The sequence below is a fragment of the Actinotalea caeni genome (assembly GCF_009733795.1).
Classification (GTDB): domain Bacteria; phylum Actinomycetota; class Actinomycetes; order Actinomycetales; family Beutenbergiaceae; genus Pseudactinotalea; species Pseudactinotalea caeni.
Genome location: NZ_WNXX01000006.1, coordinates 132199 through 145586, shown reverse-complemented (window position 1 = coordinate 145586; position 13388 = coordinate 132199). Strand labels below are relative to the sequence as shown.

Genomic DNA, 13388 nt, shown 5'->3' with positions numbered 1-13388 from the left:
GTCCCCATCGTCCCACACCCGCCCGCGCACAGGTGCACCGGTGCCGGTGTCACGATCGCGGCGGGTGGTGCCTCAGGGGTGGGTGAACGCGACCCGCCGGGTCTCGGGGTCGGCCTCGGCCAGCGTGACGGACGTGACCTCGCCCAGCGGCAGGGCCTCGCCGGTGACCGTGGCCCGCACCGCGGGCTCGGGAACGACGACCGTGCCCTTCGGCGGCCGGTCCTCGTCGCGCTCGTCGACCTCGACGACGACGCCGGGGAACGCCTCCCCGACGCGGGGCGCCAGCAGCACGGCCTCCACGAGGTTCACGCACTCGCGCTCGTAGGCGCCGCTGCGCTGACCGGCCGTGCTCATCGTCTTCGGCAGCGCCGGCAGCGCCTCGCGCACCCAGTCCGGCACGTCGGTCCCGGCGCTCGCCGCCAGGCAGATCTCGAGCCCGTACCGGTCGACCAGTCGCCGCAGCGGGGCGGTCACGTGGGCGTACTCGGCGCCGATGGCGCCGTGGGGGGACGACGGCGGCAGCTCGCCGTCGAAGGTGAGGTAGCCCGCGCCACGGAACAGCGTCGTGGCCTCCTCCAGGAACGCGGCGTGCGCGGGTCGGGAGGCGTCCAGGCGACGCAGCATCCGCCCGTACGGCTCGTCGGAGGGCCACTCGATCCCGAGCCCGGACGCGGCGCGGCGCAGCCGCTTCACGTCGCGCGGGTCCGCCTCGGGCAGGGTACGGAGCACACCCGCCCGCTTGTCGCGCATCAGCCGCGCCGCCGCGATGCCGGTCAGCAGCGAGACCTGGGCGTTCCACTCCTCGACGTCGAGCGCCGCGCGGTAGCGCAGCTGGTAGCGGCCGTCCTCCTCGGCGACCTCCTGCTCGGGGATCGGCAGCGACGCGCCGCCGCGGTCGGCCTCACGCTCCTGGCGCAGGGTGCCGACGTCGCGGAGCAGCTCCAGCATCGGCGGCACCGCGCCGCCGGCCTCGCCGTCGAGGTGCCGCTGCACCTGCTCGTAGCTCAGCTTGGCGCGGCTGCGGACCTGGGCGCGGACGACCTCGACGTCGGTGATCTCGCCGTCGGCGTCCAGCCGGATCCGCCACAGGCAGGCGGCCCGCACCTGGTCGGGCAGCAGGCTCGCGGCGTCCTCGGCGAGCACGTCCGGGTGCAGCCCGATCCGGCCGTCCGGCCCGTAGAACGTCATGCCGCGCTCGTGGACGGCGCGGTCGAGGTCGCCGCCCGGGGCGACGAAGGACGCCGGGTCGGCGATCGCGTACTGCACGAGGTAGCCGGAGCCGGCGCGCTGCAGGTGCAGCGCCTGGTCCAGGTCCATGGCGTCGGGCGGGTCGATCGTCACCAGTTCGACGTCGGTCGCGTCGACCGGGTGCGCGGGCGGCGCGGCCGCCGCCTCGTGAGCCTCCGCGAGCGCAGCGGGCGGGAACTCGCCCGGGACGTCCAGCTCCTCGCGCAGCCGCTCGAGCGCGGGCGCGACGTCGGCGACGGCGTCGCCGGCGAGCGTGAGGCTGCGGACCGGCATCAGGGACGCATCCCGCGGCGGGAGCGGCGGTCGGCCACGAGCGCGACGACGCAGCCGAGCAGGATGCCGACCGGCGCGAGGATCGCGGCCATCACCAGCGCCAGGCCCCACGGGTCGAAGTGCCAGGGCACGTCGAGGTTCTCGAACCGGGCGAGCGGCGTGAGCAGGAAGGCGACGACGATCCCCAGCACCCCGCCGACGAGCGCGAACCGCCCGTAGCGCGGTGCACGGCGCACCCGCGTGCGGTCGACCCTGATCTCGGGTGCGTCCAGCGCGTCGACGGGCTCGCCGGACGTGCCGGACCCGTCGGACCCGTCGGACCCGTCGGGCTCGCCGGCCTCGGCGCGCGGGCCGTCGAAGTCCTCGCTGCGCTCGAGCGTGCTCGCGCCGTCGTCGGCGGTGCCGGGTGCGGCGGGCTCGGCCTCGGCGTCGGCACCGCTCGCGGCCGCCTGCTCGGGCGCCGTCACGGCGTCGGGCTGGTCGGCAGCGCCGGCGGAGGTCGGTGCACCGCCGTCGTCGTGCGGCTCGCCCGGGTCGTCTCCTCGCTCCAGCGTGCTCACCCCCGCGACGTTAGCCCACGAGCGGCAGCAGGTCGGACAGGTCGGCGCGCAGCCCCGAGGCCGACACCTCGCCCGCCGCGACCGCCGCGTCCCAGGTGAGCGCACCGGTGCCGAGCCGCAGCCACGTCTCCATCGAGGTCTCGACGACGCCGGGCGGGGTGCCGCGCGTGTGCCGCGGCCCCTCGATCACCTGCACCACGCCCGCGGGCGGCACGCGCACCTCGACCGAGTGCCCGGGCGCGCGCTCGGCCAGCTCCTCCAGCAGGTACCGGACCGCGCGCACGGCGGTCGGCCGGTCGGCCTCGCCCGCGCGCCAGGCGGCCAGGGCGGCCTCGCCCTGGGCGCGTGAGATCCGCCGTCGTGCCATGCCGGGAAATCTACCGACGCCCGCGGCGGTCGCCGTCACGCGAGGGTCCCCGGATCGGTTGCGACGCCTGTGCGAAGGCGGGAAGGTGGGTCGGTGACCGACCTGCGACCTGCGCGGCCCTCCGGCGAGCTGCTGAACCCGAGCGGGGAGACGGCGTGGTTCAAGACCGCCGTGTTCTACGAGGTCCTCGTCCGGGCCTTCTACGACTCCGACGGCAACGGCACCGGTGACTTCAAGGGCCTGACCTCCAAGCTCGACTACCTGGCGTGGCTCGGCGTCGACTGCCTGTGGGTGCCGCCGTTCTTCGCCTCGCCGCTGCGTGACGGCGGCTACGACGTCTCCGACTACACCGCGATCCTCCCCGACATCGGCACGGTCGAGGACTTCCGCGAGTTCGTCGCCGCGGCGCACGAGCGCGGCATCCGCGTGATCATCGACTTCGTCATGAACCACACGTCGGACCAGCACCCCTGGTTCCAGGCGTCCCGCTCCGACCCCGACGGGCCCTACGGCGACTTCTACGTGTGGTCCGACACCGACGAGCTGTACTCCGAGGCGCGGATCATCTTCGTCGACACCGAGCCGTCGAACTGGACGTGGGACCCGGTGCGGCAGCAGTACTACTGGCACCGCTTCTTCTCCCACCAGCCCGACCTCAACTTCGACAACCCCGCCGTGCTCGAGGCGATGCTCGAGGCGATGGACTTCTGGCTCGCGATGGGCCTGGACGGGTTCCGGCTCGACGCCGTGCCCTACCTGGTCGAGCGCGAGGGCACCAACGGCGAGAACCTCCCCGAGACGCACGAGATCCTCAAGAAGGTGCGGCGCTTCGTCGACGAGAAGTACCCGGGCACGGTGCTGCTGTGCGAGGCCAACCAGTGGCCGGCCGACGTCGTCGAGTACTTCGGCGACCCCGAGGTCGGCGGCGACGAGTGCCACATGGCGTTCCACTTCCCCGTCATGCCGCGCCTGTTCATGTCGGTGCGGCGCGAGTCGCGCTACCCGATCTCGGAGATCATGGCGCAGACGCCGGAGATCCCCAGCGGCTGCCAGTGGGGCATCTTCCTGCGCAACCACGACGAGCTGACGCTCGAGATGGTCACCGACGAGGACCGTGACTACATGTGGGCGGAGTACGCCAAGGACCCCCGCATGAAGGCCAACATCGGCATCCGCCGCCGGCTCGCGCCGCTGCTCGACAACGACATCAACCGGATGGAGCTGTTCCACGCGCTGCTGCTGTCGCTGCCCGGGTCGCCGGTGCTCTACTACGGCGACGAGATCGGGATGGGCGACAACATCTGGCTCGGCGACCGCGACGGCGTCCGCACGCCGATGCAGTGGACCAGCGACCGCAACGGCGGCTTCTCGCGCGTGACACCGGGCCGGCTGCACCTGCCGGTCATCCAGGACCCGGTGTACGGCTACCAGAGCGTCAACGTCGAGGCGCAGACGGAGAACCCGTCGTCGCTGCTGCACTGGACGCGGCGGATGATCCACATCCGCAAGAGCCACCCCGCCTTCGGGCTCGGCACCTTCACCGACCTCGGCGGGTCCAACCCCTCCGTGCTGTCCTACGTGCGCGAGCTGCGCCACGACGGCGAGGACGGTCACCCGACGGACGACGTCATCCTGTGCGTCAACAACCTCTCGCGGTTCCCGCAGCCGGTCGAGCTCGACCTGCGCCAGTGGGAGGGGCGGGTCCCCGTCGAGCTCGTGGGCGGCGTGCCGTTCCCGAAGATCGGCGAGCTGCCCTACCTGCTCACGCTCGGCTCGTACGGGTTCTACTGGTTCCGTCTGACCATCGACCCCGCGGAGGCACACGCATGACGACGCCCGGCTCGACGAGCCCGCTGCCCGTCGACACCCTGCCCGCCCACCTCGCCGCGGCCCGCTGGTTCGGCGGCAAGGGGCGCGAGTTCACCGTCACCGGCGTCACGCGCCTCGGTGAGATCCCGGGCGGCCCGCCCGAGCCGCGCGTCGTCGTCGACCTCGTCGAGGTCCGCTACGACGACGGCGCGGAGCCGGCGCACGAGCTCTACCAGCTGCCGCTCGCGCTGTACGAGCACCCGCAGGAACGGCTCAGCCACGCGTTCATCAGCTGGCACGACGAGGGCCCCGGCACCGACGGCACCGACGGCACCGAGCACTGGGTGCACGCCTACGACGCGGTCCACGACCGGGAGGCGATGGCCGTGTGGCTGGCGGCGTTCGCGGCGGCCGAGCCCGACGACGGCGACAGCGCCGGCGAGGACCGCGGCGGTGCGGCCGGCGACCCGCTGCTCTTCCACCGGCTCGCCGGGCACGAGCTCGCCGTCGACGCGACCTCGACGCCCTTCTCGGGCGAGCAGTCCAACTCGTCGGTGATGTTCGGCGACGACGCGCTCATGAAGGTGTTCCGCAAGGTGACGCCCGGCGTCAACCCGGACGTCGAGATCCACGACGCGCTCACCCGGGCCGGGTCGGAGCACGTCGCGGCGCTGTACGGGTGGCTCGAGGTGCCTTCGGACGAGGGCCCGCTGCAGCTGGCGATGCTGCAGCAGTTCCTCAAGACCGCCTCCGACGGGTTCGAGCTCGCGCTCGCGTCGGTGCGGGGGCTGCTGGCCGACGCCGAGGCGTCCGCCGACGGCGAGCTGCCCGCCGACGAGGCGGGCGGCGACTTCGCCGACGAGGCGTACCGTCTCGGCGCCTCGCTCGCCGACGTGCACGAGGCGCTGCGACACCACTTCCCGACCGGGCGGCGCGACACCGACGCGCTCGGCGCGCTCGCGCGCACGATGACGGACCGGCTGCGGGACGCGACCGCCGTCGTGCCGGAGCTCGCGGAGCACACCGACCGGCTGACCGCCACCTACGCGGCGCTCGCCCGGCTGCCGGGAGCGCTCGTGCAGCGCGTCCACGGCGACCTGCACCTCGGTCAGACGCTGCGCACGGTCGTCAACTGGAAGATCGTCGACTTCGAGGGCGAGCCGGCCAAGCCGCTCGCCGACCGGCGCGAGCCCGACTCCCCGTGGCGCGACGTCGCCGGCATGCTCCGCTCCTTCGACTACGCCGCGCACGCGGTCGTGCTCGCGACCCCCAGCCTCGACCCGGAGGAGGGCGAGCACCGGCGCGACCGAGCGGTCGCGTGGGCGCAGCGCAACGCCACCGCCTTCCTCGCCGGCTACACCGGCGACCGCGACCTCACCGCCGACGAGCAGGCGCTGCTCGCGGCCTACGTCGCGGACAAGGCCGTGTACGAGGCGGTCTACGAGGCGCGCAACCGGCCCGGCTGGCTGCGGATCCCGCTCGCCGCCCTCGCGGCGCTGTAGCCGGCGACGGCGCGCCGGGGTCGTCACCGCGCCGTCGGCCGTCGTCGCGACGGCGGCGGTCGTCACGAGGTCGCCGACGGCCCCGCCGCGCCCTGCTGCCGGCGCGATCGCGGCCGGAGACGCCGGACGGGCGGGGGCTCGCGCCACCCGCCCGTCCGCCGGGCCGGGCCCGAGCCGCTCAGCGGCTCAGGCCCGGCGTCGCCTCACCTCACGGCCACGGCCACCACGGGAACAGCAGCTTGAGGAGGCTCCACAGCCACCGGGCGAACTCCCGCCACGGCTCCCACGGGTCGGGCTCGGGCTCGGGCTCCGGCGTGGTGTCGACGGTGACGTCGAACGTGCCGGTCGCCGAGACGTTGCCCGCGAGGTCGTGGGCGTTGTACCGGATCGTGTAGCTGCCGTCCGGCAGCTCCACGGTCGCGGTGTGCGTCGCCGCCGTGGCGCCGTTCGCCGCGGTCTGCGTGCTCCGCACGAGCGTGCTGCCCTGATAGACGTTCGCCACGATCCGGGCCAGCCCGTTCGCGTCCGCGGCGTCGACCTGGATCGACAGCTGCTGGAACGGGCCCGACGACGTCGGGGACACCAGCGTGACCGTCGGCCGCGTCACGTCGATCGTCACGTCGAACGTCTGCGTCCGCGACACGTTGCCCGCCAGGTCGTGGGCGTTGTACCGGATCGTGTAGACGCCGTCCGGCAGACCGCTGACGGTCGCCGTGTGCGTCGCCGCCGTGGCGCCGTCCACCGCGGTCTGCGTGCTGCGGACCAGGGTGGAGCCGCTGTAGACGTTCGCCACGATCCGAGCCAGTCCGACGTCGTCGGTGGCGTCCACCTGGATCGTCAGCGTCCGGAACGGCCCGGCCGAGGTCGGCGCCACCAGGGTGGTCTCCGGCCGCGTGGTGTCCGGCGCCTCGTCCTCGACGACGAGCGTGGTCGTGTAGACGACGCCGTTGACGTCGTCGCTGACGACCAGCTCGACCTCGCCGCCGAGCCCGTCGGGCACGGTCGCGACCACGGAGGCCCGGCCGGCCTCGTCGGTCGTGTCGACGATCGAGGTGTCGACGGCGTAGCTGCCGAGCTCGACACCGCCCAGGGTCGCGGTGACCTCGGTCGGCTTGGGCTCGTCGTTGCTGAACGCCAGCGACGAGAGGTCGAGCGCGATCTCGTCACCCGGCGCGAACGGCGCCGTCGGGTCGCTGACCCACGAGACACCAATCGCTCGCTGCTCCAGGTCCGGGCTCACCGGCTCGGTGCGGGCGGCGAAGTAGTCGACCATCGCGTCGAGGTCGACGCGCCCGGTGTCGGCCACGTTGACCCCGCCCGTGAACGCCGCGAACGCGTCGCCGCCGCTGGCGAGGAACGAGTTCACGATCACCCGGTAGGTCTCGTCGGCCGTCACCGGGTCCCCGTTGAGGGTGGCCGAGACGATCCGCTCACCCGCAGGGGCGTCCGGGTCGTACACGTACTGGAAGCCCTCGGAGACCCCGAGCCGCAGGAACGGCCGTGACGCGCCCGCGGGCTGCCACTGCTGCTCCAGCACCTGGAAGATCTGCTCGCCGGTGAGGTCCATCGCCACCAGGGTGTTGGCGAACGGCTGCACGATCGCCGCCTCCTGGTAGGTCACGACGCCGTCGCCCTCGTCGCCGGCGGCGGCGTACAGGATGTCCTGCCGGATGCCGCCGGGGTTCATGAAGGCGATCTGCGCGCCGGACTGCTGCCCGGCCCACAGCTGGACGTCGGCGACGAAGTTGCCGATCGTCGACTCGCCCCCGCGGTTCTCGGTGCCGTCGCTCTGGACCGCCCGCCGCAGGTCGTCGGTGACCTCGCCCACCGGCACCCGGCCGAGCTCCTCGGCCTCCTCGACGGCCGCGTCGACGATCGCCTGCACGTCGGGGTCGCCCTCGCAGATCGGCCCGTCGGCGGTCACGAGGTCGACGTTCTCCGCCAGCGTCACCGTCGGCTCGCCGTCCTCGCCCACCTGGATCTGCAGGTGCCCCAGCTGCTCGCCGTACTGACCGGTCTGGGTCACCCACACCTCGCCGACCTGCACCGCGTACGGCTGGTGGGTGTGCCCGGAGATGATGGCCGAGACGTCGTCGTCGACGTTGGCGATCAGGTCGCCGTAGGGCGTCCCGTCGGCCGACGACAGGTCCGGCGACGGCGCGCCGTCGTGGACGAGCACGACCAGCACGTCGGCCTCGCCGTTGGCGGCGTCGCCGTCGGTGAGGTCGGCCGCGACGGCGTTGACCGCCTCGGTCATGTCACCGATGACGAGACCCTCGATGCCGGCCGGGGAGACCAGCGTGGGCAGCTCCTCCGTCATCGCGCCGATGAACCCGACCGCGACACCTCCGGCGTCGACGACGGCGTACTGGTCGTAGACCGGGTCGCCCGCCTCGTCGTAGATGTTCGCCGCGAGGTACGGCCAGTCGACGGCCGGCAGGACGCGGTCGTTCACGTCCTCCTGGCCCTTGTCGAACTCGTGGTTGCCGAACGCCGAGACGTCCAGCCCGATCGCGTTGAGCACGTCGATCGTCGGCTGGTCCTGCGCGACCGCGGACACGAAGGTCGAGGCGCCGATGTTGTCACCGGCCGACACGAGGATCGTGTTCGGGTTGGCGTCGCGGTAGGTGTCGACGGCGCACGCGAGCACCGCCGCACCGGCCGACTGACCGTCGGCCTGGATGCGACCGTGGAAGTCGTTGATCGACAGGATGTCGATCAGCGTCTCCCCCGCCGTCGCGGGCACGTCCAGCCCCACGAGGATCGGGTTGTGGTCCGACGCCCGGTACTGGGTGCCGAGCTGCACGTGCTCGCTCGCGAAGTAGTTCCAGCGCGAGTACTCCGCCAGCACCGACTCGTCGGCGTTGATCCGCCAGACGTCGGCACCGGTGACCCGCTCCATCGCCGCGTCGTTGGCGAACACGTGGTCGAGCGAACCGACCTTGCCGTCGAAGACGTACGTCGTCTCCTGCGCGAGCGCGCTGTTGACGTTGGTGTAGCCGGCCTCCTCGATCGCGACCGCCGGGTTCTCGGCGGTGTAGGAGTTGAAGTCGCCGAGCAGCAGGACGTCCTCGACACCGGCGGCGTCGGCGGTCGCCTGCGCGAACGCCGTCAGCGACTCGGCCTGCGCGACCCGATCGGCGTCGAAGCAGCCCTCCGGCAGGTCGCCGCAGTCACCGCTCTTGCTCTTGAAGTGGTTGGTGACCGCGAGGAACGAGTAGTCCGGGTTGGCCACCGACGTGAACACCTGCGCGAGCGGCTCGCGCGCGTTGTCGAAGACGCTGTCACCCACCAGCACCACCGACTCGCCCGCCAGGCTCACGCTCGCGGGCCGGTAGATGAAGGCGTTGCGGATGACGTCCTGCTCGGCGAGGTCCGGCAGCGTGGCCGGCGACGGCGCGTACGCCCAGGTGCCCGCGCCCGCGTCGGCGTTGAGGGCGTCGACCAGCGCGGCGAGCGCGGTGTCGCGGTCCTTGCCGAACTTCGCGGAGTTCTCGATCTCCTCGAGGCCGACGACGTCGGCGCCGAGCCCGTTGATGGCAGCGACGATCTTGTCCTGCTGCCGCTGCAGGTTCTCCTCGTCCCACGCGCCGCGGGCGTCGCAGCCGCCCGAGACCGTGATCGGGTTGCCGTCCCGGTCGGTGTAGGCCGTGCAGCCGGGCAGGTCGGTGCCGAGCGTCGTGAAGTAGTTGAGCACGTTGAAGCTCGCGACCGTCAGGTCGCCGCCGACGTCCGCCGGCGTGGCGTTCGCGTCCTGCGTGTTGCCGCCGGCGACCGTGACGACGTCGGAGCCGTCGCCCGTGACCGGCGAGGTCGGCTGGAAGTTCCACTGGAACCGGTAGTCGACGACGACGGGTGCGGCGAACGACAGCTCGGCGCCCGTGCGGACGTCCGGGTTGCCGGTGAGGTACGGGACGCTCGCCGAGGTCGGGGTCCGGGCCGACTGGCCGTCGTCGAGCGTGACGGCACGGGCCGCGTTGTCGGCGGCGACGGCGTCGAACTCCGCCGTGCCGGGCAGCGCCAGCTCGGTCTCCTGGACCAGCGGGCCGTCGAGGCCGAGGCCGATCGACCCGAACGCCGTCGTCCCGAAGCCGCCCAGCGCGTAGGTGTCGGACACGACGTAGCGGTCGGCGGGCAGCACGAGCATGCCCTCGAAGGGCTCGCGCTCGGCGTCGGTGGCCGGGAGCACGAAGTCCGTGATCGGCTCGACCGGGTCGAACGGCTCGGTGAGCTGCGTGAGCCCGCCCGCTGCGACGGTCAGCTCGGTGAGCCCGTTGTACTCCGAGACCACACCGGTGACCTGGACGTGGTCACCGATCGACACGCTGCCGACGGTCGCGCTCGAGAACACGAAGAGGCCGTCGGAGGTGGTGCGGGTGCTCGGGTCCTCGTCGCCGCCCGTGCCCGCGGTCTGGATGTAGTAGCCGTTGAAGCCGCCGGTCGGGTAGACGGCGGTGACCACGCCGGTCGTCGTCACGGTCTGGCCCGCCAGCGGCGACTCGGCACCGGAGCCCTGGATCTCGGCGATCGTGACGGTCTCGGGGTCGGGGTCGGGGTCAGGGTCCGGGTCGGGGTCATCGCCCGCTGTGTTGCGCGTCCCGAAGCTCGCGGGGGCCGGGCCGGTCCAGGTGCCGTCGACCCGCTGCAGCGACTCGCCCACCGGACCGCTGCCGCTCTGCATGACGCCGATGTCGGTGCTGGTCAGCCCGGCCGCCGGGCCGTTGGTCGCGGTGAAGGTGCCCTCGTAGGAGAGGAGCTCGACGACGGTGCCCGCGTCGTCGACGAGCGCGACGCCGTCGGGCGCCCCGTTCTGGATCCCGTTCGCGGGGTACTCGACTACGACGACACCCGCGTCGCCGACCGGTGTCGGCAGCGGGTCGGTGTCGTAGCTGGCGCCGTTGCTGCCGTTGTAGAGGACCAGCGTCCATCCCGTCAGATCGGTGCCGACGGGCGCCTCGACCTCGATCGCCTCGCCCTCGTCGGTGCCGGCGTTGTCGTAGTGGATCTCGCTGATGAAGATGTCGCCGTCGGTGACGACCAGCGGCTGGACGTCGTCGTCCGCGGCCGGCTCGGAGGTGGTGGCGACCGCAGCGGCGTCGCTCTGCGACGCGGTCTCCTCGGGCGCCTCGGTGTCGGCGAGCGCCGGGGAGGCGAGGCCGAACCCGGCGACGGACAGCGCGGTGGTCGCGGCGAGGAGTCGTCCTCGTCGGCGTGCTGAGGACAGTCTTGTAGACATGGGAGCGGCCCTTCGGGGGTGTGATCCAGGACACGGGATGCCCAGGCACGGTAGCGGAGGTCGATGACACGTGGGCGACGATTGGATGTCCGACATGAGACGCCCGCGCGAGGGATGCGCTTACCTGTCGCCGCACCCCCACGGGGCACGCCGGTGACCTCCGACGGCGGCATCACGGGCCACGCGGGCGCGGCGCGGACCAGGCTGCTCCGCTACGGCGACCACCCCGACCAGTGGGCCGAGCTCACGGTGCCTCCCGACGGGCCGGCACCGGTCGCCGTGCTGGTGCACGGCGGCTTCTGGAAGGCCGCCTACGGCGCGGAGTACGCACGGCCGCTGGCGCCGAGCCTGCAGGCGCGCGGCTGGGCGACCCTGGTGGTCGAGTACCGGCGGGTCGGCCACGACGGCGGCTACCCGGCCACGCTCGAGGACGTGGCGGCGGCGGTCGACCTCCTCACCGGGCTCGACGTCGGGCCGGTCGTGGCGGTCGGCCACTCGGCCGGTGGTCAGCTCGCCGCGTGGCTCGCGGCCCGGCCGCGGCTGCCCGACGGCGCGCCGGGCGCCCGGCCACGCGTGCGGGTCGACGCCGTCGTCGCCCAGGCGGGCGTGCTCGACCTGCGCCGGGCGGCCCACGAGGGGCTCGGCGGCGGCGCCGTCGAGCGCTTCCTCGGCGGCACCGCCGAGCAGGTGCCCGAGCGGTACGAGGTCGCCGACCCGACGGCATCCCTGCCGCTGGGCGTGCCGGTGCTGTGCGTGCACGCCGACGCCGACGACGACGTGCCGATGAGCCAGACCCACGACTTCGTCGCGCGGGCACGTGCGGCGGGTGACGCCGTCGAGGTCGTCGAGGCCGGAGGCGACCACTACGCCGTCATCGACCCCGACGGGCCGGCCTGGGCGGCGACGCTGCACTGGCTGGACCACCTGCCGGCATGACACGGTGGGTGGCGTGAGCATCGACCTGCGAGACGACGCACCGATCGGCCGCGAGGACCTCCTCGACCTCTACGGCTCGGTCGGCTGGACGGCCTACACGCGCGACCCGGACCGGCTGGTGCGCGCGCTCGCCGGGTCGCGCTGCTGGGTGAGCGCGCACGACGGCGACGTGCTCGTCGGCCTCGCGCGCGCCGTCGGCGACGGCGAGACGATCGGGTACGTCCAGGACGTGCTGGTGCGCCCCGACCGGCAGCACGCGGGCATCGGCCGGGCGCTGCTCACGCGGCTGCTCGACCGGCTCACGGTGCGCCAGGTGGTGCTGCTGACCGAGGACGAGCCGCACGTGCACGCGTTCTACCGGGCGTGCGGCCTCGAGCGGGCCGACGAGGTCGAGGGCGGGCCGCTGCGGGCGTTCGTGCGGCTCGGCTGAGGCGGCGGCGCCGTCAGCGGCTGTGGATCTGGCCGGCGGCCTTCATCGCCCGCACGGTCCGCGAGAACGTCTTCGCCTGCCGGGTGCGGGCCGCGGCGAGGCGCGCGTCGGCGCGCATCGCCTGCCGCGCCGCCTCGCGGCGCAGCGTGTGCCAGGACTCCAGCCGCCGCTCCGGCAGCTCGCCCGCCTCGACCGCGGCGACGACGGCGCAGCCCGGCTCGGTCGTGTGGGTGCAGTCCCGGAACCGGCAGCTTTGCGCGAGCTCCTCGACGTCGGCGAACGTCGCCGCGACCGACTCCTCGGTCGCGACCAGCCCGACCGAGCGGACACCCGGCGTGTCGATGAGCCACCGGCCGCCCGGCAGCCGGACGAGCTCGCGGTGGGTGGTGGTGTGCATGCCGCGGCCGTCGCCACGGACGTCGCCCGTCCTCATGACCTCGTGGCCCGCGAGCGCGTTGACGAGCGTGGACTTGCCGGCGCCCGAGGGGCCGACGAGCACGAGCGTGCGGGCCTCCCCCAGCGCGGCGTGGAGGGCGTCGAGGCCCTCGCCGGTGGTCGCGGACACGGCGACGACGTCGACCCCGGGAGCGACGGCACGCGCCTGCGCGACCCAGTGGTCGGTGTCGTCGACGAGGTCGGACTTGGTGAGCACGATCAGCGGTGTCGCCTCGGCGCGCCAGGCGATCGTCACCATGCGCTCCAGCCGGCCGAGGGCGGGCTCGGGCTCGAGGTGCTCGACCACGACGACGACGTCGACATTGGCGGCGATCACCTGCACGAGCGAGGTCTTGCCGACGGTGTCGCGCACCAGCTCGGAGGTGCGGGGCGTGACCAGCGCGCGGTCGCCGTCCAGCACCACGCGGTCCCCGACCGCCGGGACCACGGGGTCGCCGACGGTCATCGGCAGGGTCCCGTCCCGGGCGGTGGCGACGGTCGTGCCGCCGTCGGGCGCGTCGACGTCGCCGTCGGGAACCAGCCTGACGACGCCCTTGTCGACGCGCGAGACGCGCCACATCGATGTCACGCC

The 13388-nt window shown here is 73.5% G+C and carries 9 protein-coding genes; 4 read left to right on the top strand and 5 right to left on the bottom strand.

Annotation, left to right across the window (positions count from 1 at the left end):
• Nucleotides 1–72: 72 nt before the first annotated feature.
• The 3 genes from GPA02_RS07530 to GPA02_RS07520 are packed head-to-tail and all read right to left on the bottom strand — an operon-like array spanning nt 73 to nt 2448.
• Complete coding sequence (locus GPA02_RS07530) at nt 73–1521, bottom strand: RNB domain-containing ribonuclease (RefSeq protein WP_156199299.1); 1449 nt, start codon at nt 1519–1521, stop codon at nt 73–75.
• Entirely contained in the window at nt 1521–2081 is a 561-nt protein-coding gene (locus GPA02_RS07525) for a hypothetical protein (protein ID WP_156199298.1), read from the bottom strand. The genes GPA02_RS07530 and GPA02_RS07525 overlap by 1 nt, the downstream gene beginning before the upstream one ends.
• Nucleotides 2082–2091: 10 nt before the next feature.
• A complete protein-coding gene (locus tag GPA02_RS07520) occupies nt 2092–2448 on the bottom strand; it encodes a sterol carrier family protein (RefSeq protein ID WP_156199297.1) in 357 nt (118 codons plus the stop codon).
• A gap of 102 nt (nt 2449–2550) precedes the next feature.
• Here GPA02_RS07520 and treS point away from each other — a divergent pair, with 102 nt between their 5' ends.
• Both treS and GPA02_RS07510 read left to right on the top strand, forming a co-directional pair.
• Entirely contained in the window at nt 2551–4278 is a 1728-nt protein-coding gene (gene treS / locus GPA02_RS07515) for a maltose alpha-D-glucosyltransferase (protein ID WP_204986532.1), read from the top strand.
• On the top strand, nt 4275–5759 hold the full coding sequence (locus tag GPA02_RS07510) for a maltokinase N-terminal cap-like domain-containing protein (RefSeq protein ID WP_156199295.1): 1485 nt from the start codon (nt 4275–4277) through the stop codon (nt 5757–5759). Before treS ends, GPA02_RS07510 begins: the two co-directional genes overlap by 4 nt.
• Before the next feature lie 208 nt (nt 5760–5967).
• Here the strand turns inward: GPA02_RS07510 and GPA02_RS07505 are convergent, their stop codons facing one another.
• Complete coding sequence (locus GPA02_RS07505) at nt 5968–10995, bottom strand: ExeM/NucH family extracellular endonuclease (protein ID WP_162457721.1); 5028 nt, start codon at nt 10993–10995, stop codon at nt 5968–5970.
• 153 nt (nt 10996–11148) lie between these two features.
• Here GPA02_RS07505 and GPA02_RS07500 point away from each other — a divergent pair, with 153 nt between their 5' ends.
• Together GPA02_RS07500 and GPA02_RS07495 are read left to right on the top strand one after the other, a co-directional pair.
• Nucleotides 11149–11931, top strand: coding sequence for an alpha/beta hydrolase family protein (locus GPA02_RS07500; RefSeq protein WP_240133939.1), 783 nt, complete (start codon nt 11149–11151; stop codon nt 11929–11931).
• A gap of 13 nt (nt 11932–11944) precedes the next feature.
• On the top strand, nt 11945–12361 hold the full coding sequence (locus GPA02_RS07495) for a GNAT family N-acetyltransferase (protein ID WP_338027514.1): 417 nt from the start codon (nt 11945–11947) through the stop codon (nt 12359–12361).
• Between the two features lie 13 nt (nt 12362–12374).
• Here the strand turns inward: GPA02_RS07495 and rsgA are convergent, their stop codons facing one another.
• A complete protein-coding gene (rsgA, locus tag GPA02_RS07490) occupies nt 12375–13376 on the bottom strand; it encodes a ribosome small subunit-dependent GTPase A (protein ID WP_156199369.1) in 1002 nt (333 codons plus the stop codon).
• Nucleotides 13377–13388 lie beyond the last annotated feature (12 nt).